The sequence below is a fragment of the Mycobacterium sp. ZZG genome, assembly GCF_054786995.1.
In genome coordinates, this window is the sequence record NZ_JBTBFV010000047.1 from 23,278 (window position 1) to 43,436 (window position 20,159).

Annotated in this window: 16 protein-coding genes; 8 read left to right on the plus strand and 8 right to left on the minus strand. The window is 67.5% G+C overall.

Going from position 1 to position 20,159, the window contains the following annotated elements:
* The first annotated feature begins 32 nt into the window (after positions 1 to 32).
* Positions 33 to 1,340, plus strand: coding sequence for an acyltransferase family protein (locus ACXMYJ_RS21775; RefSeq protein ID WP_460358840.1), 1,308 nt, complete (start codon positions 33 to 35; stop codon positions 1,338 to 1,340).
* Here the strand turns inward: ACXMYJ_RS21775 and ACXMYJ_RS21780 are convergent.
* Together ACXMYJ_RS21780 and ACXMYJ_RS21785 are read right to left on the minus strand one after the other, a co-directional pair.
* A complete protein-coding gene (locus tag ACXMYJ_RS21780; RefSeq protein ID WP_460358842.1) occupies positions 1,319 to 5,251 on the minus strand; it encodes a molybdopterin-dependent oxidoreductase in 3,933 nt (1,310 codons plus the stop codon). The two genes, ACXMYJ_RS21775 and ACXMYJ_RS21780, sit on opposite strands and share 22 nt — an antisense overlap.
* 2 nt (positions 5,252 to 5,253) lie before the next feature.
* Positions 5,254 to 6,696 carry a nitrate/nitrite transporter gene (locus ACXMYJ_RS21785; protein WP_460358844.1) on the minus strand — a complete coding sequence of 481 codons (1,443 nt, stop codon included), beginning with the start codon at positions 6,694 to 6,696 and terminating at the stop codon, positions 5,254 to 5,256.
* 209 nt (positions 6,697 to 6,905) lie between these two features.
* On the opposite strand from ACXMYJ_RS21785, the gene ACXMYJ_RS21790 reads away from it, so the two are divergent.
* The 3 genes from ACXMYJ_RS21790 to ACXMYJ_RS21800 are packed head-to-tail and all read left to right on the plus strand — an operon-like array spanning position 6,906 to position 10,044.
* Positions 6,906 to 7,259 carry a molybdopterin oxidoreductase gene (locus ACXMYJ_RS21790; protein ID WP_460358846.1) on the plus strand — a complete coding sequence of 118 codons (354 nt, stop codon included), beginning with the start codon at positions 6,906 to 6,908 and terminating at the stop codon, positions 7,257 to 7,259.
* A gap of 2 nt (positions 7,260 to 7,261) precedes the next feature.
* A complete protein-coding gene (gene nirB, locus ACXMYJ_RS21795; RefSeq protein WP_460358848.1) occupies positions 7,262 to 9,730 on the plus strand; it encodes a nitrite reductase large subunit NirB in 2,469 nt (822 codons plus the stop codon).
* Positions 9,727 to 10,044: a Rieske (2Fe-2S) protein gene (locus tag ACXMYJ_RS21800; protein ID WP_260753441.1), complete on the plus strand. Its 318-nt coding sequence runs from the start codon at positions 9,727 to 9,729 to the stop codon at positions 10,042 to 10,044. Before nirB ends, ACXMYJ_RS21800 begins: the two co-directional genes overlap by 4 nt.
* A 4-nt stretch (positions 10,045 to 10,048) precedes the next feature.
* Here the strand turns inward: ACXMYJ_RS21800 and ACXMYJ_RS21805 are convergent, their stop codons facing one another.
* Positions 10,049 to 10,675, minus strand: coding sequence for a TetR/AcrR family transcriptional regulator (locus ACXMYJ_RS21805; RefSeq protein WP_260753443.1), 627 nt, complete (start codon positions 10,673 to 10,675; stop codon positions 10,049 to 10,051).
* A 105-nt stretch (positions 10,676 to 10,780) separates the two neighbouring features.
* On the opposite strand from ACXMYJ_RS21805, the gene ACXMYJ_RS21810 reads away from it, so the two are divergent.
* Both ACXMYJ_RS21810 and ACXMYJ_RS21815 read left to right on the plus strand, forming a co-directional pair.
* Positions 10,781 to 11,728, plus strand: coding sequence for a metal-dependent hydrolase (locus ACXMYJ_RS21810; protein WP_260753444.1), 948 nt, complete (start codon positions 10,781 to 10,783; stop codon positions 11,726 to 11,728).
* Positions 11,721 to 12,905, plus strand: a complete 1,185-nt coding sequence (locus ACXMYJ_RS21815) for a hypothetical protein (RefSeq protein ID WP_460358851.1) — start codon at positions 11,721 to 11,723, stop codon at positions 12,903 to 12,905. Before ACXMYJ_RS21810 ends, ACXMYJ_RS21815 begins: the two co-directional genes overlap by 8 nt.
* Here ACXMYJ_RS21815 and ACXMYJ_RS21820 read toward each other — a convergent pair.
* The 4 genes from ACXMYJ_RS21820 to ACXMYJ_RS21835 are packed head-to-tail and all read right to left on the minus strand — an operon-like array spanning position 12,886 to position 16,326.
* Entirely contained in the window at positions 12,886 to 13,281 is a 396-nt protein-coding gene (locus ACXMYJ_RS21820; RefSeq protein ID WP_443187068.1) for a universal stress protein, read from the minus strand. The two genes, ACXMYJ_RS21815 and ACXMYJ_RS21820, sit on opposite strands and share 20 nt — an antisense overlap.
* Positions 13,278 to 14,819: a tripartite tricarboxylate transporter permease gene (locus tag ACXMYJ_RS21825; protein ID WP_460358852.1), complete on the minus strand. Its 1,542-nt coding sequence runs from the start codon at positions 14,817 to 14,819 to the stop codon at positions 13,278 to 13,280. Before ACXMYJ_RS21825 ends, ACXMYJ_RS21820 begins: the two co-directional genes overlap by 4 nt.
* Positions 14,819 to 15,340 carry a tripartite tricarboxylate transporter TctB family protein gene (locus tag ACXMYJ_RS21830; RefSeq protein WP_260753449.1) on the minus strand — a complete coding sequence of 174 codons (522 nt, stop codon included), beginning with the start codon at positions 15,338 to 15,340 and terminating at the stop codon, positions 14,819 to 14,821. Before ACXMYJ_RS21830 ends, ACXMYJ_RS21825 begins: the two co-directional genes overlap by 1 nt.
* Positions 15,337 to 16,326, minus strand: coding sequence for a Bug family tripartite tricarboxylate transporter substrate binding protein (locus tag ACXMYJ_RS21835; RefSeq protein ID WP_460358853.1), 990 nt, complete (start codon positions 16,324 to 16,326; stop codon positions 15,337 to 15,339). The genes ACXMYJ_RS21830 and ACXMYJ_RS21835 overlap by 4 nt, the downstream gene beginning before the upstream one ends.
* Before the next feature lie 101 nt (positions 16,327 to 16,427).
* On the opposite strand from ACXMYJ_RS21835, the gene ACXMYJ_RS21840 reads away from it, so the two are divergent.
* On the plus strand, positions 16,428 to 18,044 hold the full coding sequence (locus ACXMYJ_RS21840; RefSeq protein WP_460358854.1) for a sensor histidine kinase: 1,617 nt from the start codon (positions 16,428 to 16,430) through the stop codon (positions 18,042 to 18,044).
* A complete protein-coding gene (locus tag ACXMYJ_RS21845) occupies positions 18,037 to 18,702 on the plus strand; it encodes a response regulator (RefSeq protein WP_460358855.1) in 666 nt (221 codons plus the stop codon). The genes ACXMYJ_RS21840 and ACXMYJ_RS21845 overlap by 8 nt, the downstream gene beginning before the upstream one ends.
* Here ACXMYJ_RS21845 and ACXMYJ_RS21850 read toward each other — a convergent pair.
* On the minus strand, positions 18,699 to 20,102 hold the full coding sequence (locus tag ACXMYJ_RS21850) for a cellulose binding domain-containing protein (protein ID WP_460358856.1): 1,404 nt from the start codon (positions 20,100 to 20,102) through the stop codon (positions 18,699 to 18,701). The two genes, ACXMYJ_RS21845 and ACXMYJ_RS21850, sit on opposite strands and share 4 nt — an antisense overlap.
* Between the last annotated feature and the right edge of the window lie 57 nt (positions 20,103 to 20,159).

Sequence of the window (20,159 nt, forward strand, 5' to 3'; positions counted from 1 at the left end):
TTGTGGGGGCCGCACCCGCAGAATGGGCTGCGATGGACACCACCCGAGCCCAGGCACCGGCGCGCGAGCTCGCGCTCGACCTCTACCGATCCGCAGCGGTCATGATCGTCGTCATCGGGCACTGGCTGCTGTCGGTGATGACCTACCGCGACGGCGAGTTCGGCCGGGACAACCCGCTGGTCCTGATGCCGTGGACACAGTGGCTCACGTGGGGCTTCCAGGTGGTGCCGGTGTTCTTCGCGGTCGCCGGCTACGCGAGCGCGGTGTCATGGGCGCGCCGGGACACCGGGATGACGTCACGCCAGGAATGGGTGCGCCGCCGAGTCGCGCGCACGCTCGGGCCCACCGCGATCTACGCCGGCTTCGTCGTCGTGGTGATGGCGGCGCTGCTGGCCGCGGGCATCGACGGGTCGGTGCTCGCGCTCGGCGGCTGGGCGGTGGCCATGCATCTGTGGTTCCTGGCGGTGTACCTGATGGTGGTGGCCTTGACCCCGGTCGCGGTCGCCGCGCACCGCCGCTTCGGCCTCGCGGCCCCGGCCGTCCTGGCCGCGGGCGTGGTGATCGTCGACGTGATCGGGATCAGCACCGACCACCCACAGATCCGGACGCTGAACTACTTCTTCTGCTGGGCGGCGATCTACCAGCTCGGAATCGCTTGGCACGGCGCACTTCTGCGGCGCAGGGTACTGGTCGCGATGGCGGCTGCGGCCGCGGCCGCGCTGCCACTGCTGGTCACCTGGGGTCCGTATCCGATCGCGATGATCGGCGTGCCGGGCGTACGGGTGGAGAATTCCGCGCCGCCGTCGGTGGCGCTGCTGGCGCTGGCGACCGTGCAGATCGGGCTGCTGCTGGCCCTGGTGCCGGTGATGAACCGGGTGCTGACCCGCGGTGCGTGGCCACGCCTCATCGGGATCGCCAACGACAACGTGATGGCGCTGTACCTGTGGCACATGCTGCCGGTGATCGTGGTGACGCTGGTCGGCTACCCGACGGGACTGCTGCCGCAGCCGCCGATGGGCTCCGGTGCCTGGTGGCTGGCCCGGCTGGAGTGGGAGCTGGTGCTGGCGGTGGTGACCGCGGCGCTGCTGTGCCTGCTGTTCTGGCAGCGGCGGATCTTCGCGGCGCCGGTGCCCACCATCGCGCTCCCGCTGCCCCCGCGGGTCGGCGAAGCGCTGCTCTACGCCGGCACCGCGTCGTGCGCGCTGGCGCTGGCGCTGCTGTCGGCCGACGGGTTCGCGCCCGGCGGTGGGCTGCCGGTGGTCGCGATGGCGTTGTTCGTCGGCGGCACCCTGTGCGTCGCGGCGCGTCCCCGCGTCTCTCAGTACACGTCCCTTACGTAACGCTTCTCGGCGACCATCTCGCGTTTGTACTCGCGGGCAGCCTCACCTTTCATGCGGCCGTGGGTGCGGATGATCTCGGTCAGCGCGTCGTCGACGTCCCTCGCCATCCTCGTGGCGTCGCCGCAGACGTAGAAGTGTGCGCCGTCGTCGAGCCAGCGCCACAGCTCGGCGCCCTGGTCGAGCATCTTGTGCTGTACGTAGACCCGCTTGGCCTGGTCCCGCGAGAAAGCCAGCTCCAGCCTGGTGAGGAAGCCGTCGTCAGCCATGTCCTCCAGGTCTTCGCGGTAGTAGAAGTTCTGCGCGCGATGCTGGTCGCCGAAGAACAGCCAGTTGGGTCCGCGGTGGCCGAGGGCACGCCGCTCCTGCAGGAAGCCCCGGAACGGCGCGATGCCGGTGCCGGGGCCGACCATGATCATCGGAGTGTGTGGGTCCTGCGGCGGACGGAAGTGCGGGGAACGTTGCAGGAACACCGGCACGGGCGTGCCGTCCGGCAGGTCGGCCAGATAGGTCGAAGCGACGCCCCCACGCGGACCTCCGTCGGTCCCTCGGTACCGCACCACCGACACGGTCAGCTGCACCTCGTGCGGACTTACCAACGGGCTCGACGAGATCGAGTACTGACGCGGGGTCAGGCGCACCAGCACCTCCTGCCACAGCTGCGGGTCGGCGCGGACGGTGAATTCGCCGACCAGGTCGAGGCCGTTGCGGTTCACCAGCCACTTGTCGAGTTCCCCGCGGTCGTTTCGCAGCCGCTTGGCGGTCGCGGCGTCCGGACAGTGTTCGGCGACGAACCGCACCAAATCCGACGTCACCTTGCAGACGTCGTAGTGTGATGTGACCGCGTCACGCAGCGCCAGCTCGGCACCGTCGATGACGACCGCTTCCTCACCGGTGAAACCGGTTGCAGTAAGCCATGTTTCGACCACGAAGTCGGTATTCACCACGTGTACGCCCAACGAATCGCCGACCGAGTAGGTGACATCGTGCTCACTGATGTCGAAGCCGAACTGGCGCACCTCTTTGGCCGAGCCGACGGAGGTCAGCAGCGAGTTGCGGCACAGCGGAGCCCGGATCGGCTTCGCCCTGGTGAACAACGTTGAGGTTGCAGGCTTTTCAGAAGCCAGGCCGGGGGCCCCGACGAGCCCGGCGACCGCGTCGGTCCACTCGGTCAGTGGCTCATCGTCGTAGGCCTCGCATTCGGCGCGCTCGAGCATCCGGGTGGCGCCCAGGTCGGCCAATCGCGTGTCGAGGGATTTGGCGTGCCCGCAGAAGTTGCCGTAGGAGCGGTCGCCGATGCCCAGCACCGTATACCGCACGCCCTCCAGTGACGGAGCCTCAGGGGACGCGAGACGTTCCCAGAAGGCGGCGCCGTTGTCGGGCGGTCCCCCGTCGCCGAACGTGCTCGTGATGATGACGACCTCGCCGGCCCCGGGCAGTTCGGCCGGGTCCACGTCGTCCATGGCGCGTAGCGTGGCGCCCGGCAGTCGCTCACCCACCCGCCCGGCGAACTCCTCGGCGTTGCCGGTCTGCGACGCCCACAGCACCAGGGGCGCGTCCGCCGGCGCGCTCTCGGTGGTGATGTCCATCCGGGAGTACCGACCGGCCAGCACGCCGTCGACCCACAGCCGGACCCGCGGTCCCAGCGGAGCTTTCGCGGGCAGCACCGGCACGCCGGGCAGACCCTCCTCGATGCCGGCGAAAAAGCCGGAGAGGTAGAGCTTTTCGTCATCGGTGAGTTCGGGTGCACCGAAGGGAACCGCGACCAGCCGCACTGCGCACACCTTGAACTCGGGCTGCAGGGAGTCCGGATCGACGGCGTCGTTGGTCAGCGCGTTGATCGTCAGGTTCTCGCCGTGTTCGTCGTTCCAGTGGAACGGCACCCAGGTGCAGCCCGGCCGGACGCGTTCGGTGACGACGGCGGGCAGCACCGCCCGCCCACGCCTGCTCACCAGCTCGACGTCCCCGCCGTCGGAGATCGACAGCGCGGCGGCGTCGTCCGGGTGGACCTCGACGAACGGCCCGGGGTTGAGTTTGTTCAGTTTGGCCACTTTGCCGGTCTTGGTCATGGTGTGCCACTGATGCTGCAACCGGCCGGTGTTGAGGACCATCGGATAGTCGTCGTCGGGAAGTTCGGCGGGGTCCATGTGGGGCCGTGGATGGAACACCGCACGCCGCGACGGCGTCGGGAACGCCAGCCGGGGACGGTGACCGTCGGCTGCGACGAACAGCTCTTGCGAGATGCCGTCGTTGAGGTAGCGGATCGGGTTGCGGTCGGACACCTCGACCGAGGCGCACGGCCATTGCACCGGGGTGTCCCGCAGCCGCTCATAGGTGATGCCGCGCAGGTCGTATCCCGTCCGGGGATTGTGGAATCGGCGGATCTCGTCGAAGATCTGCTCGCTGGATTTGTAGTCGAACGCGTCACCGAACCCCAGTTGTTGGGCCACCCCGCAGATCAGTTCCCAGTCCGGGCGGGCGTCACCGGCCGGCGGGATCGACTGCGCCAGCAGCGTGAGGTTTCGGTCGGAGTTCACCATCACCGCGTCGGCCTCGGCCCACAGCGCGGCGGGCAGCACGATGTCGGCGTAGCGGTTGGTCGCGGTATCGGCGTAGACGTCCGAGACGATGACCAGTTCAGCGGACTTCAGACCCGCGATCACGTTATCCCGATTGGACACGCTCGCAACGGGATTGGTACAGATGACCCACACCGCCTTGATGTCCCCGGCGCCGATGCGGCGGAACATCTCGACAGTCCCCGGCCCGACGTCGGCCCGGATGGTGCCCGGCGCCAGATTCCACTGCTCTTCGACGAAGGCACGGTCCTCGGCCGACAGCACCGCCCGCTGACCCGGCAATCCAGGTCCCATGTAGCCCATTTCGCGACCGCCCATCGCGTTGGGCTGTCCGGTCAGCGACATCGGGCCGCTGCCGGGGCGGCAGATGGCGCCGGTGGCCAGGTGCAGATTGCAGATCGTGTTGGTGTTCCAGGTGCCGTGGGTGCTCTGGTTCAGGCCCATCGTCCAGCAGGACACCCAGTTTCCCGCCGCGGCGATCATATCCGCGGCGGCGTGGATGTCAGCCTCGGCCAGGCCGGTGATGGCGGCGACCCGGGCCGGCGGGTAGTCGGCCAGGAAGGCCGGCATCGCCTCCCAGCCCTGCGTGTGCTCGGCGATGAAGTCGTCGTCGATGGCTCCCTTTTCCACAAGCAGGTGCAAGATGCCGTTGAGCAGCGCCAGGTCGGTACCGGGCCGGATCTGCAGGAACAGGTCGGCGTTGTCGGCGGTGGAGGTCCGGCGCGGGTCGACGACGATCAGTTTGGCGCCCGCCTTGAGCCGGTCGGCCATCCGCAGGTACAGGATCGGATGGCAGTCGGCCATGTTGGATCCGATGACGAAAAACAAGTCGGTGCAGTCGAAGTCGGTGTACGAGCCGGGCGGGCCGTCCGCCCCGAGCGACTGTTTGAAGCCGGTGCCCGCGCTGGCCATGCACAGCCGGGAGTTGGACTCCAGGTGCACGGTGCGCAGAAAACCCTTGGCCAGTTTGGTCGCCAAATATTGTGCTTCCATCGACATCTGCCCCGACACGTACAGTGCGACGGCGTCGGGGCCGTGCTTGTCGACGATGGCGCGCAGCCGCGCCCCGGCCTCAGCCAGCGCGTCCTCGACGTCGACGGCGACGGGGTCGGCGTCGCGCGACGGCCGCAGCAGGGCCGTCGTCAACCGCCCGTCGGTGGCGGCCATCAGCTCGGCGTGCGTGGCGCCCTTGGTGCACAGCCGGCCGAAGTTGGTGGGATGCAGCTTGTCGCCAGACACCCGGGCGATCACCGGGACGCCCGTAGCGGGGTCGGCGCGGGTCTGCACCGAGATGCCGCACCCCACCCCGCAATAGGAACAGGCGGTTCGGATCATGCCTAGCCGACGGGTACCGGAGCGGAGTCGCGGCCGATGTGCTCACCGCTGTGGGTACGGTGCTCCTGCAGCCTCAGGAACACGAACCACGTCACGAACGCGCACACCACGTAGAAGGCGAGGAACACCCAGAACGCGTTGGTGGCCGACTTCGCGTCGCTGACGTAGGACGCGCGCAGCACGACGTTGATGAACACACCTCCCAGCGCGCCCACCGCACCGGCGAACCCGATCAGCGCGCCCGACATCGCGCGCGACCAGGCGGCTTTCTCATCACGGCTCAAGTCGTCGCGGCCCTGGGCCTTGGCCTCGAAGATCGACGGGATCATCTTGTAGGTGGAGCCGTTGCCGAGACCCGACAACACGAACAGCAGGATGAATCCGGCGACGTAGCCGATCATCTGCGCGCCCGTCGGGGCGCCGGGCGCGGCGTCGTCCATCATCCCGGTGGTCACGAGGACGCCCGCGGAGAAGATCATTGCGACGAACACGTACAGCGTGATCTTCCCGCCGCCCACCCGGTCTGCCAGCCTGCCGCCGAACGGGCGTGAGATGGAGCCGAGCAGCGGACCGAGGAACGCGATCTGCGCGGCGTGCAGAGAAGCCTGCGCGGCGGTGTCACCGGAGGCCAGGTAATTGATCTGCAACACCTGCCCGAACGCGAACGAGAACCCGATGAACGAACCGAAGGTGCCGATGTAGAGGAAGCTCATGACCCACGAATGCTTGAACCGCATGGCCTCGACGAGCGCGCCGAGGTTGGATTTCTGGTTGCGCAGGTTGTCCATGTACACCGCCGCGCCCACCGCGGCGACGCTGATCGCGACAAGGTAAATCGCACAGACGATTTCGGGCCGGGTGTTGCCGATGGTGGCGATGACGAGCAGGCCGATCAGCTGGATGACGGGAACACCGATGTTCCCTCCGCCCGCGTTGAGTCCCAGCGCCCAGCCCTTGAGCCGCTGCGGATAGAACGCGTTGATGTTGGTCATCGAGGACGCGAAGTTACCGCCGCCGAGTCCGGCGAACGCGGCGATCACCAAGTAGGTGGTGTAGGACGCCGGGTTCTTCATGTAGTACAGCGTCAGCAGGGCCGGAATCAGCAGCAGCAGCGCACTGGCGATGGTCCAGTTCCTGCCGCCGAACTTCGCGGGCGCGATGGTGTACGGGATCCGCATGAATGCCCCGACCAGGGTGGGCACGGCGACGAGGTAGAACTTGCCCGCCGCGTCGATCCCGTACACGTCCTGCGGCATGAACAGCACCATCACCGACCAGATCGACCACACCGAGAAGCCGACGTGCTCGGCCACGATCGACCAGATCAGGTTCCGTTTCGCGATCGCCTTGCCACCGGACTCCCAGGCCTCGATGTCCTCAGGATCCCAGTGCTGGATGTCGCGCCTCCGGCGCGGGCGCTCGATGTCGCGCGTTCGTTTCGCCATGGACCCAGTGAAAGGCCAGGTCATTCCGCATCCGTTGCACCTCGATGACCGGGGTGAAAACTCGCCCTCACACCGCGGCAGCACTCACGGTGAGGGGTTCGGGTTGTGATCGCAGGGATTCACAGGTGACCCGTGGGAGAAACGATCCCGAAACACGGCGCTCTTAACTTTCAAGACATGACCGACGAGCGCTCGTGCGAGGAGCAGAGATGACCGACGGAAGCACGCCACGATTCCTGCAAGGCGCATTCGGCTTCGACGGCAACGGCTACGACAAGCCGGTACCGCTCGACGACGCGCTGCGCTACGTGGTCCCGGCCGGGTCCACGACGCAGCCGGTCTACTTCCGCGGCGGAAACTCGACCAAGCAGATGGTCACCGTCGTGTTGTTTCGCGACGGAGTCCCGATGCGCTACTTCCCGATCGCGGCCAAGGGCGCCACTCATGTCGCGCTGCGCGTCGTGGAGGACCTGCTCGCCGACACCGTGCTGGAGCTGTACGTCGCCGCGCCAGAGGGGCTGAAAGGCACGGTCATCGTGGACCTGGGCCTGGTGGAGGTGTAGCGGTGGCGCAGCGTCTGGTGGTCGTCGGCAACGGCATGGCCGGCGTCCGCGCCCTCGAGGAAGTGCTGGCACGCGGCGGCGGCGACACCTTCGCAATCACCGTGTTCGGTGACGAACCCTACGGCAACTACAACCGCATCCTGTTGTCGAATGTGCTTGCCGGAATGGACGATCCCGGGGAGATCTATCTCAACGCGCTGGACTGGTACACCGACCACGGCATCGACCTGCGTGCCGGTGTGCGCGTGGTGCGCCTGGACACGTTCGCCCATCTGGTGCACGCCGACGACGGCACCACCCTGCACTACGACAAGCTGATCCTGGCCACAGGCAGCCGTTCCTTCTTCCCACCGATGGCCGGGCTGTGGGCCGACAACAAGACGCTGGCCGACGGGGTGTTCGGCTTCCGCACTCTCGACGACACCGCGGCCATGATCTCCGAGGCCGCCAACCGCACCAAAGCCGTGGTGATCGGCGGCGGGCTGCTGGGCCTGGAAGCCGCGCGCGGGTTGCAGAAGCGCGGGCTGACCGTCGACGTGGTGCACGCCGGACCCACCTTGATGAACGCCCAGCTCGACGACCCGGCCGGCGCGATCCTGCGAAAGTCGGTGGAGGATCTCGGAATCGGGGTGCACACCGACAAGCGCACCACCGAGGTGAGCATCGGTGAGGACGGCAGGCTGCGGGGTGTCCTGTTCTCTGACGGCACGCGACTGGACTGCGACATGTTGGTGATCGCGGCCGGCATCCGCCCCAATGTCGGGCTGGCACAGCGGGCCGGGCTGACCGTCGAGCGCGCCATCGTCACCGACGACCACATGCGCTCGATCGACGACGACGACGTCTACGTCGTCGGCGAGTGCGCCCAGCACCGCGGCCAGGTGTACGGGCTCGTCGCGCCGCTGTGGGAGCAGGCCAAGGTGCTGGCCGACCATCTCACCGGGGCCAACCCCGCCTCGGCCTATCACGGGTCACGGGTGGCGACGAAACTCAAGGTAGCCGGTGTCGACGTCGCGTCGATGGGCGTGAAGGCGCCGGAACGCCCGGACGACGAGTTCGTGCAGTACGCCGAACCCCGGCACGGCGTCTACAAGACCGTCGTGATCCGTGACGGCAAGCTGGTGGGCGCCACCCTCGTCGGCGACGTGTCGAAGGTGTCGTTCCTGACGCAGGCGTTCGACAGCGGGCTGCCGCTGCCTGACGAGCGGGTGTCGTTGATGTTCGACATCGGCACGCCGGAGGTGGGTGTCGGGGTGGCCGAACTGGCCGACGACGCGCAGGTGTGCAACTGCAACGGCGTGTCCAAGGGCGCGTTGGTGTCCTGCGTTCGCGGCGGCGAGACGTCGGTGAGTGGCGTGATGGCCAAGACCAAGGCGGGCAAGGGTTGCGGCTCGTGCAAGGAGCTGGTCGGCCAGGTCGTGGAGTGGGCCGCCGGCGGTGCGGTCACCGAGGATCCGTCGGCGTCGTGGTACGTGCCCGGCATCCCGTACGACAAGCCGACACTGATGCGACACATCCGGGAGCTCGGATTGCATTCGGTGTCTTCGGTGTTCGCCGCCCTCGCGCCGGACGGCAAGGAGGACGCGGGATCGAAGATGGCGCTGGCGTCGCTGCTGGAAACGATGTGGGCCGACGAGTTCGTCGACGAACGCGACGCCCGCTACATCAACGACCGTGTGCACGCCAACATCCAGCGCGACGGCACGTTTTCGGTGGTGCCGCAGATGAAGGGTGGGGTGACCAGCGCCGCGCAACTGCGAAGGATCGCCGATGTCGCCGAGAAATACGAAATCCCGATGATCAAGTGCACCGGCGGCCAGCGCATCGACCTGCTGGGCGTACGCAAGGAGGACCTGCCGGCGGTCTGGGCGGACCTCGACATGCCGTCGGGGTATGCGTACGGCAAGAGCTTCCGGACCGTGAAAACCTGTGTGGGCAGCGACTTCTGTCGATACGGGGTCGGTGACTCGACGGCATTGGGCATCGCGATCGAGGAACGGTACAAAGGGCTGGCGAGTCCGGCGAAGATGAAGCTCGCTGTTACGGGGTGTCCGCGCAACTGCGCCGAGGCGTTGTGCAAGGACCTCGGTGTCGTGGCTGTCGACGGTGGGCGCTGGGAGATCTACGTCGGCGGCGCGGCAGGGGCGCACATCCGCAAGGGCGACCTGCTCGCGACCGTCGACGACCCGCAGACGGTGATCACGCTGACCGGCCGGTTCCTTCAGTACTACCGCGAAAGCGCGAACTGGCTTGAGCGCACCTACAAGTGGGTGCCCCGGGTGGGTATCGATCACATCCGCGCGGTGGTCGTCGACGATGCCGAGGGTCTGGCCGAGGGGCTCGACGCGCGGATGCAGAAGTCGGTGGACGCCTACCGTGATCCGTGGCAGGACGGCCGGGAGCCGGTGTCGGCCGGTCAGTTCCGGTCATCGCTGCCGTTACTGCCGCTCCCCCAGGTTCCGGTGCGATGAGCGTCGGGGCCGGCAGCGCCATCGGTCGCGTCGACGAGATCCCGGTCGGCGAAGGCCGCACGTACTCCATCGACGGGACCCAGATCGCAGTCTTCCACCTGCGGGACGGATCCTTGCGTGCCGTCGACGCGGTGTGCCCGCACCGGGGCGGGCCACTGGCCGACGGCTTGACCGATGACTGCGTGGTGGTGTGCCCTCTGCACGGCCACACCTTCGACATGGCTTCGGGTGCCGAGGTTTCCGGCACCGACTTGTCCGTGCGCAGCTATCCGGTCGAGGCCGTGGACGGCATGATCCAGCTGACCCTTCGCTGACGAGTTACGCAGGTCGGCCACCCGACGGCGGCTGAGCCAGGATCGCGCCCCCGAGCCAGCGTTTGAGGAAGCGGCGTAGCTCGTCGGTCGGACGCTGCGCGTGGTTGGGCGCGACGAAGAACGACAACATGATCCGCAGGGTGAACTCGACCAGGTCACTCAACGCCGCGTCGTCGTAACCGTAACGCGCCCAGTCGACGTCGAACCGGGTGATCATGCGCATGCCGAAATCCCGCGCAAGATCCGAGGCGACCTCGCTGGGCCGCGCGGCCGAGCTCGGCGCCGACAGCAGGATCGCCAGGTGCGGGATTGTGACCACGGCGTCGAGGGTGAACATGACGCCTTCGGTCATCGCGTCCGCGGGATCGTGTATTCCGCGCACGTGTGCGGTGAGCTGATCGAGGAACCCGTCGACGGAGGCGATCGCAGCCGCGCGCATGAGCTCGTCGGCGGTCGGGAAGTACCGGTACACCGTCTGCCGGATCACCCCGAGCGACTCGGCGACCTCGGCGATGGTGATGGCGGCGCCGGTCTCGGCGATCAGGTCGACGGCTGCGGCGACGATGCGCTGCGCGGCTTCGGAGTCGCTGGCGGGCGGATCACCGCCCCAACCTCGGCGTTTGCGTGCCATCGTGGCACCGACGCTAGCACAGGCGTTGACGCCGGACCGGCAATGCAGTAATCATACAAACAGCCTGACAAATGTATGATTACTCCAGAATTGCCGAGGACCGGGATGACCGACCTGATCGTGCGCAAGCTGCGCTTCGCCTTCGCCAACCATCACGTCCCGTTTCTGTGGAATGAGGCCAACCCGGCGTTCTCGTCGATGGCCAACGCCGTGTCGTTCCTGGCGGTCGGATTCGAGAAGATGATCGGCGCCATGATCCCGGAGGCGATGCCGCTCATCGGCGATCCGGCCGTCGCCGAGGAAGCCGACGCGTTCGTGCGCCAGGAGGGCCAGCACTCGATGGCCCACCGCCAACACGTCAAGGGATTGATCAAGGCCTATCCGGGGTTGAAAGGCACCCTCGACAAGGTGATCGACGCCTACGACGACCTGACGGCGAACACGCCGCTAAAGTACCGGCTGGCCTACACCGCCGACCTGGAGGCGACCTTCACCCCGGTCTTCAAGCTCATGCTCGACCACGACGACACGCTGTTCGCACCCGGCGACGACCGGGTCGCGTCGCTGTTCCTGTGGCACTTCGTCGAGGAGGTGGAACACCGCAGCTCGGCGCTGATCATCTACGACGCGGTCGTCGACGATCCGTGGTACCGGATGCGGGTGGCGCCGTCGATCTTCAAGCACGTGATGGGGATCATCCGGCTGGTCTCCGAAGAGTTCAACCAGCACGTGCCGCTGGCGGAGCGCACGGTCGACGCAATGTCGACGTTCCGTCTCCACCGGCGCAAGAAAGCGCTGCTGCAACGTCTTCCGTTCATCGACGCACCCTATGACGGCCCGTTCGCGAACGCGTTCAGCCATCTGCCGCTGCGTGAGCAACTCGTCGCGCTCAACGGTGTCATCCGCAGTCAGATCCCCGGCCACGATCCGGCCCACGAGAAGTTGCCCGAGCTCGCCCAGGAGTGGTTCGACCGCTACGACGCCGGCTACGACGTGACCCAGTGGTACACGGCCACCGAGCGCGAGACCGTCAAGGAGGCCGCCGATGTCTGACCTGTGCACCCCCACCTTCGCCGATCTGGCGGCCCGGCTGGGGTTCTCGTGCGACACCGCGGGCGGGCTCGTCGAACTCCGCAATCCGTTCGCGCTGGAAAACTGGACACTGCCGGTGCTCGAGGTGACGATCGTCGTCGGCGCGGTGCTGGCGCTGCTGTACGCGGTTGCGCGACTGCGCAGGCACAACGACCCGACCAACCTGGTGCTGTGGTTCGGCGCGATCGCCTATCTGCTCATCATCGAGCCACCGCTGTACTTTCCCGGCGCGTTCGGAATCGCCGAGCACGTCGACACCATGTTCGCGCACAACGTGTTCACCGTTGAGTTCCTCTGGGGGCGGCTACCGCTCTACATCATCGCGATCTATCCGATGATGGCGACGGTGGCGTTCGAGATCGTGCGGACGCTCGGAGTGTTTCGCCGCTACGGGACGCTCGTCGGCGCTGTCTGCGTCGGCTTCGTCCACCACGCGTTCTACGAGATCTTCGACCACCTCGGTCCCCAGTTGCGCTGGTGGGAATGGACATTGGAGCATCCGTTGAACCAGCCGTTCTTCGAAGCGGTGCCGCTGCCGAGTGTGGTGGTGTTCGCGACGCTGTGGCCGATGTCACTGGCGCTGTGCGTGCAGTTCTTCGTCGGCCGCCATGTGGACCAGGGGCGGCGGTTGCGGCCCTCACAGATCGTCCTGCGCACGATCGTGGTCGGCATCCTCGCCTCCGTCGGCACCGTGATCCTGCCGCTGCCCGCCACGCTGGCGGCCGCGATCTCGGGCAGCACCACCGTGGGCGGGGTGGTCTACGCCCTGGAACTGGTCGTCATCAGCGTCGTCGCGATCCCGGTGCTGTTGGTTCAGTGGCGCCGGCGCGGCGACACTGCAGCGGTGCGCGCGGATGCTCCTCACCTGATGTTCGGTTACGCCGCAGCATATCTGGTGGTGATGGCCGCGCTGTGGGCTGCAGCGCTGCCCGCCTACCTGTCGGCCGGTGCCGGGGTTACCGCAGCCGGCGACCCGACCGGGAGCCTCTGGTACACGGTGCTGTGCTTCGTGATCGCCGGGCTGAGCCTTGCGGCGGCGTGGAGTGCGACTCGGCGCGGCACGTCGGTGAACCAGTCGACGACTGTGCCGGCGAAACAGCGCCGGGTCCTGACCGTGATCACACCTCGTCGGGCTTAACCGCCAGCACCGGCTTCGGGCACTCGAGGATCACCTTCTGCGCGACGCTGCCGAGCAGCAGCTTCCCGACCGGGTTGCGGTTACGGATGCCTACTACCAGCAGCTGTGCGTCGTCACGTTCCACCGCGGTCAGCAACTCCTCGGCCGCGTCCACCCCGACCGGCTGGCGCAGCTCGTAACGCACTCCGCACTCGGCGAGCCGGGTTTGGACGTCCTGCACCTCGGATCGGCCGGCGAATCGCGCGTCGACGTAGGACTCCCCCGAGGTGGCGTTGATGACGACCACGCTGGTGTCACGAAGTCTGGCCTCGGCGATGCCGTGTTCCAGTGCCGCGTGACCGAACGGGTCGGCTGTGTATCCCACGATGACCGTCATTGCTGGGCCGCCTTCTCCCTCTGATCCCTGTCGTCTTCGACCACCAGCAGCGTCTCCTCGCTGCGATGCATGAGCCGCAGCACCAGGGGAGCGGCGAGCAGCAGGATCATCAGCACGTAGGTGATGATCGCGACGGGCTCGGTGAACAGGCTGCCCCAATCGCCGCCGCCGAGCTGCAGACTCTGGCGCAGCTGACGCTCGATGCGCGGACCGAGGATGACACCGATGATCAACGGCAACACCGGCAGTCCGAAGCGGCGCATCATCAGGCCCATCAATCCGAAGATCAGTAACAGCGCCAGATCCAGTGGTTGCAGATTCACTGCGAACGCGCCCAGTGTGGCGAAGAACAGGATGCCTGCATACAGGTATGGCCGCGGCGTGCGGAGCAGCTTGGCCCACAGGGGCGCCAGCGGCAGGTTGAGCACGAGCAGCAGGAAGTTGCCGATGAACAGGCTCGCGATCAACGTCCAGATCAGCAGTGGTTCCTTGTCGAACAGCGTGGGACCCGGCTGGATGCCGTACGAGACGAACGCGGTCAGGATCACCGCGGCGGTGGCGTTGGTCGGCAGACCCAGAGACAGCATCGGCACCAGAGTCCCTGCGGCCGAGGCATTGTTCGCCGCCTCCGGTCCCGCCACCCCCTCGATGGCACCCTCGCCGAACTCCTCGGGGTGCTTGGACAACTTCTTCTCGGTGATGTAGCTGAGGAACGTCGGCAGTTCGGCGCCGCCGGCGGGCAGCGCACCGAACGGGAACCCGAACGCGGTGCCGCGCAACCACGGCTTCCACGACCGGCCCCAGTCCTGCTTGCTCATCCACGGGCGGCCGACCGGAATGACGTCGGCGGGCCGGCGCCGTAGATGTGCTGCGACCCAGAGCGCTTCGCCGACGGCGAAGACGGCGACGGCGATGACGACGATGTCGATGCCGTCGCTCAGAAGCGGGATTCCGAAGGTGGCACGGGGCTGCCCGGTCAGCGAGTCGATGCCGACGATGCCGATGCCCAGACCGAGCAGCAGCGAGGTCAGGCCGCGCATCTTCGACGAGCCGAGGACCGCGGTGACCGCGACGAGGGCGAACAACATGATGGCCAGGTAGGACGGCGCGCCGAGGGTGACCGCGAACCGCGAGATCACCGGCGCGAATGCCGCGAGCAGCGCGGTGCCGATGGCGCCGGCCACGAAGGATCCGATCGCCGCCGTGGCGAGCGCCTGCGCGGCCCGGCCGGCTTTGGCCATCTTGTTGCCCTCGATCGCGGTGATGACCGACGACGATTCGCCTGGTGTGTTCAACAGGATCGACGTCGTCGACCCGCCGTACATCCCGCCGTAGAAGATGCCTGCGAACATGATGAACGCCGAGCTGGGGCTGACGTTGTACGTGATCGGCAACAGGAGCGCGACCGTCATCGCCGGCCCGATGCCGGGCAGCACGCCCACAGCGGTGCCCAGCAGGACGCCGATCACGGCGTACAGCAGGTTCATCGGGGTGGCGGCTTCGGCGAACCCCTGCATGAGCCAGTCGAAATTCTCCATTACAGAATCCCATCCAGAATGCCTGCGGGCAGCGGGATGCCGAGCCCGGAGTAGAACGCGTAGAAGCTGCCGACGGCCAACACGGCGCCGATGACGACGTTGCGTAGGTAGTGCCTGCTCCCGAGCACGGTCGCGCAGCCGGCGAAGAAGAGTGCACCGGCGATCGCCCAACCCAGCGGCACGACGAGCACGATCAGCATGACGAACAGGCCGACGAGCAGGCCGACGGTGCGCCAGTCGCTGGGCATGTCAGGGTCGATGTCCTCCCCCGCTTCGGCCTCGCCTGTCAACCCGCGCGGGATGGCGATCGCGAGCACGACCGCCATCACCAGCAGACCGACGCCGATGACGATCGGAAACAGGCGTGGGCCAACAGGATCGACCTCGGCGTAACCGCCGGGGATGGACAGCGCGTCGTAGATCAGGAACGCGCCGACCGCGACCATCACCGCGCAGACGACATATTGGGCGTAGTCGGGGCGGCGCGACGTCGCGGTCTCGGTTTCGATTTCGGTGCTCATACCAGCCCCAGGTCTGTCAGGGTCGTCTCGACACGTTGGTCCTGTTCTCTCAGAAATGCCTCGAACGGCTCCCCGGTCATGAACGCATCACTCCACCCGTTCGTCACCAGCGCCTCCTTCCACGCATCCGTGGCGTGCAACTCCTCGAGGATTCTGACCATCGCAGCCCGGTCCTCGTCTGAAATCCCCGGCGGGGCAATCACTCCGCGCCAGTTCGTGAACGTGAGGTCGATGCCGGCCTCGGTCAGCGTGGGCGCGTCGACACCCTCGACACGCTCGTCGCCGGAAACGGCGAGCACCCGCACCTGGCCGGACTCGATCTGGTCGACGTACTCCCCGAGCCCCGAGGTGCCCGCAGCGATCTTGTTGCCCAGCAATGCGGTGAGCAGATCACCGCCGCCGTCGTAGGACACGAAGTTGACCTTCGTCGGGTCCACCCCGACCGCCCTGGCGGTCTCCATGGGGAACAGGTGGTCGGGACCGCCCGGGCTGGACCCACCGCCGACGGTCACCTTCGCGGGGTCGGCCTTCCACGCGGAGACGAAGTCCTGCACCGTCCGGAACGGCGAATCGGCCGGGACCAGGATCCCCTCCTGTTCCTCGACCATCTTGGCCAGCGCCGTCGCGTCCGACGCCCGCGCCGCCGAACCATTGGTGAACGTGGCCCCGACGACGCCCAGGCCCATCATCATCATCAGGTCGCCGTTGCCGCGTTCGTTCATCAATCGGGCCATGGCCACCGTGCCGCCGGCGCCGATGACGTTGAACACCTCGACGCGGCCCGTGATCTCCTCGTCCTCCATGATCTTGACCGCGGTGCGGGCGGTGAGGTCATAGCCGCCGCCCGGACTGTTGGGCACCATCATTCGCAGACGGTGCAGACTGGTCTGCTCGCCGCGGGTGACCCCGCAGCCGGACAGCAGCAGCGCGGTGATCACGGCGACGACCACGCCGACGATCGCGCCGCGCCGGCTGGATGCGAACATGTCGTCCCCCATCGCTTGGTTGTGGTGCTCGGCAATACTGGACCCCGGACGTGACCCACGTCACCGATATGAACGCAAAGGAAGTAGTGGTCATTAAGAACATGCCGTCAGCGGTCGCCGGCCTGGTGCGGGGACGTAGCCTCGCCGGGCAGTTCCTGGTGTTCCAGCTGATGGTGGTGGCCGTGGTGCTCGTCGCCGTCGCCGCGGTGTCGGTCGCGCAATCCGAGCGCGAATTCCGTGATGTGCGCGGGCAACGGATGATCGCCGTCGCCGAGAACATGGCGTCGACGCCGATCGTGCGAGAGCGCAGCGAACAACACCCGGACGACCCGTTCGCCGCCCGCACCCTGGCCCCGGAGGTGGACCGGGCGGTCGCGCTGTCCGGCGCCACGCTCGCCGAGATCCTCGGACCCGACGGCACCGTGCGGGCATCCTCGGATCCGTCGCGGATCGGCGCGCGGGTCGATCTGGGCCCCAGCCGCGCCGACGAGGGGCGAGCCTGGTTCGGCGATGCCGACGTCGACGGCACGCACAGCCTGGTCGGCCAGGTGCCTGTACTGTCCACCGACGGCGGCGTGCTGGCCATCGCGTCGGTGAGCCAACGGTATCCGTCGACATGGGCACTGCTCAGCGGCGCCGGCGAGCGCCTGCTGGTCTATCTCGGGCTGGGGGCGGCGCTGGGGTTGGTGGCGTCCTGGCTGCTGTCGCGGCGGATCAAGCGGCACACGCGCGGGCTGGAGGTGGCCGAGATCGCCAACCTGGCCGACCACCGCGAAGCGCTGCTGCACAGCATCCGGGAGGGCGTCATCGCGGTGAACAACGACGGCGAGATCACGCTGCTCAACGACGGCGCTCGGGATCTGCTCGACGTACCCGAGCACGCGGTCGGGCAACGGGTGGACACCGTCGGGATCGACCCGGCGGTGGTGTCCTTCCTGGTCTCCGCGGACACCGAGCAGGACACGGTCATCGCGACCAGGACGCGGGTGCTGGCGTTGAGCCGTCGGCCGGCGACCAGTCAGGGCCGGCGGATCGGGACGGTGATCACCATGCGGGACAGCACCGAACTCGCCGCACTGCAGGGACAGCTGTCGTCACACAAGAGCGTCACCGACACCCTGCGCGCCCAGACCCACGAGTTCGCCAACCAGTTGCACACGATCTCCGGTCTGGTGCAACTCGGCGAGTACGACGCGGTCCGTGACCTGGTGGGCACGTTGACGCGACGGCGCGCCGAGATCAGTGACGCCGTCACGCAACGGATCTCCGATCCGGCGGTGGCGGCGCTGCTGATCGCCAAGACATCGCTGGCCGCCGAGAGCGGGGTGTCGTTGCGGCTGGCCCCGGACTCGCACCTGCAGGCGCTCGACCCGGCGCTGGCGACCGATGTGATCACGTTGCTGGGCAACCTGATCGACAACGCCGTCGATGTGTCGGTGGGCGCACCGGAGGCCACCGTGACCGTGTGCATCGACGATCGCGACGGGCTCGTGGTCTCGGTGCTCGACTCCGGACCCGGTGTGCCCGAGCATCTTCGCGAAGCCATCTTCGCCCGCGGGGTCACCTCCAAACCCGAGGTCCCCGGCGGCCGGGGCATCGGCCTGGCACTGGTGCGGCTGGTGGCCGCGCAGCACGGCGGCACGATCGAGGTCGGCGACGCCCCGGCCGGCGGGGCCCGCTTCCTGATACGGCTGAAGGCGGTGGCGCCCCATGCGTGATGTGCTGGTCGTCGATGACGATTTCATGGTGGCCGAGATCCACCGCCGCTTCGTGGACCGGGTGGACGGGTTCCGCGCCGTGGGTGTCGCCCGCACCGGAGCAGAGGCGTTGACCGCGACGCGGGAGCTGCGTCCGCAGCTGATCCTGCTCGACGTGTACCTGCCGGACATGACGGGACTGAAAGTGCTGCAGCGCTTGCGATCCGAGGGAGATCGCGTCGACGTCATCATGATCACGGCGGCGCGGGAGCTCGACACCGTGCGGGGTGCGCTCGACGGCGGCGCGACCGATTACCTGATCAAACCGTTCGAGTTCCCGCAACTGGAGACCAAGCTGCGGGCCTATGCCGCACGCGCCGACGCACTGCAGTCGGCGCGCGGGGCCGACCAGACGCTCATCGATGCGCTGTTCGGCGGGCCGGCTGTCGCGGCGGCCAAGGCTCTCCCGAAGGGTCTGGGCGCAGAGACCGGCGAGATGGTGCTGACCGCCGTACGCGACGCCGGTGAGGTGTCGGCGGCCGAATGCGCCGACCTGGTGGGGATCTCGCGGGTCAGCGCGCGCCGCTACCTGGAGCATTACCTCGGCACCGGAGTGCTGGAACTGCGACTGCAGTACGGGGTGGGTCGGCCGGAGCGCCGGTACCGCATCGTCGGCTAGACGATCACCCGGTCGACGCTGGTGCCGGTCCCGGTTGAAGTAGGCCCGTTGACGACGAAGTTGGTGGCCGTCGCCGAGGCACCACCCGGGGACGCCTGGAAGCCGAAGCTGACGGTCTGGTTCCCCGCCACCTTGGGGTTCCAGGAGGCGTTGCGCACCACGTAGTGATTGCCGACCCTGCTGACGATCTCGGCGTTCCAAATGTTGTTGATTCGCGCCGGGGTGTCGAATTCCACTGTCCAGCCGTCCAGTCCGGCCGACCCGGCCGTCACGGTGACGGTCGCGGTGAAGCCCGAACCCCAGTTTTCGTTGACCACCAGAGTCGCCGACGAGGTGCCCGGCGTCGGGGTGGTGGCCACATCGTCGTTGGTGACGGTGCCGACCGCCCAGCCGTCGGCGATGGTCACCCCGTTCGGGTTCGACAGGGTCAGCGCGAACGTCTCGTCCTGCTCGACGACCGTGTCGCCCAGGATCGGGACCGTGATCTGCGCGGTGGTCGCACCGGCGGCGAACGTCAATACACCTGATGTCGCGGTGAAGTCGCTTCCGGCGGTCGCGGAACCGTTCGACGTCGCATAGGCGATGCTCACCGGCGACCCCGACGCCTTGTCCAGAGTCACCACAAACACCATGTTCTTTGTACCGCTGTTGGATTCGGTGACACTGGCATCGGCGATCGAGACCTTCGGCAGCACCACCGGAGCCGGGCCCTGACTGCCGGCGGGCATCCCGTTGACCACGAAGTTGGTGGCCGTCGCCGTGGCGCCGCCCGGGGATGCCTGGAAGCCGAACTCGACGGTCTGACCGGCGGCGACCTTGGGGTTCCACGAGGCGTTGCGCACCACGTAGTGATTGCCCACCTGGCTGACGATCTCGGCGTTCCAGATGTTGCTGATCTGCGCCGGTGAATCGAATTCGACAGTCCAGCCGCTGAACCCGGATGTTCCGGCGGTCACGCTGACGGACGCGACGAAGCCCGAGCCCCAGTTGTCGTTGACGACGTACGTCACCGAGGAATTGCCCGGGGTCGGGGTGGTACCCCCGTCGTCGTCGGTGATGGTGCCGGTGGCGGTCCCGTCGGCGATGGTCGCACCGGTGGGACTCGACAGTGTCACGGTGAACGTCTCGTTCGATTCGGCAACGGTGTCACCCACGATGTCGACGTGCACGGTGCGCGACGTGACACCCGGGGCGAACTCGATGACACCCGAGGCCGCGGTGTAGTCCACGCCGGCGGTCGCGGTGCCGTTGGCGGTGGTGTAGCGCACCGTGACCGCCTCGGTGGACGCCTTGTCCAGGGTCACGACGAACATGAAGTGGGCGTGACCTCGGTTGCGTCCAGCAGAGTGGTGTACGAGTCGGACCTGATCAGCGGTACCGGCGTGTCGTTGCCGAATGATTGAAGGTCATCGCGTGATTCTTCGAGAGACCCGTCAAAGTCACTCGAGCAAAGGAAT

Bases quoted from the DNA above. Each gene is read 5' to 3' on its own strand.
- ACXMYJ_RS21815 (WP_460358851.1), top strand. From the start codon at position 11,721: ATGTCTGACCTGTGCACCCCCACCTTCGCCGATCTGGCGGCCCGGCTG.
- ACXMYJ_RS21785 (WP_460358844.1), bottom strand. From the start codon at position 6,696: ATGGCGAAACGAACGCGCGACATCGAGCGCCCGCGCCGGAGGCGCGAC.
- ACXMYJ_RS21780 (WP_460358842.1), bottom strand. From the start codon at position 5,251: ATGATCCGAACCGCCTGTTCCTATTGCGGGGTGGGGTGCGGCATCTCG.
- ACXMYJ_RS21830 (WP_260753449.1), bottom strand. From the start codon at position 15,340: ATGAGCACCGAAATCGAAACCGAGACCGCGACGTCGCGCCGCCCCGAC.
- ACXMYJ_RS21810 (WP_260753444.1), top strand. From the start codon at position 10,781: ATGACCGACCTGATCGTGCGCAAGCTGCGCTTCGCCTTCGCCAACCAT.
- ACXMYJ_RS21790 (WP_460358846.1), top strand. From the start codon at position 6,906: ATGACCGACGGAAGCACGCCACGATTCCTGCAAGGCGCATTCGGCTTC.
- ACXMYJ_RS21805 (WP_260753443.1), bottom strand. From the start codon at position 10,675: ATGGCACGCAAACGCCGAGGTTGGGGCGGTGATCCGCCCGCCAGCGAC.
- ACXMYJ_RS21775 (WP_460358840.1), top strand. From the start codon at position 33: ATGGACACCACCCGAGCCCAGGCACCGGCGCGCGAGCTCGCGCTCGAC.
- ACXMYJ_RS21835 (WP_460358853.1), bottom strand. From the start codon at position 16,326: ATGTTCGCATCCAGCCGGCGCGGCGCGATCGTCGGCGTGGTCGTCGCC.
- ACXMYJ_RS21820 (WP_443187068.1), bottom strand. From the start codon at position 13,281: ATGACGGTCATCGTGGGATACACAGCCGACCCGTTCGGTCACGCGGCA.
- ACXMYJ_RS21845 (WP_460358855.1), top strand. From the start codon at position 18,037: ATGCGTGATGTGCTGGTCGTCGATGACGATTTCATGGTGGCCGAGATC.
- ACXMYJ_RS21825 (WP_460358852.1), bottom strand. From the start codon at position 14,819: ATGGAGAATTTCGACTGGCTCATGCAGGGGTTCGCCGAAGCCGCCACC.
- ACXMYJ_RS21800 (WP_260753441.1), top strand. From the start codon at position 9,727: ATGAGCGTCGGGGCCGGCAGCGCCATCGGTCGCGTCGACGAGATCCCG.
- ACXMYJ_RS21840 (WP_460358854.1), top strand. From the start codon at position 16,428: ATGCCGTCAGCGGTCGCCGGCCTGGTGCGGGGACGTAGCCTCGCCGGG.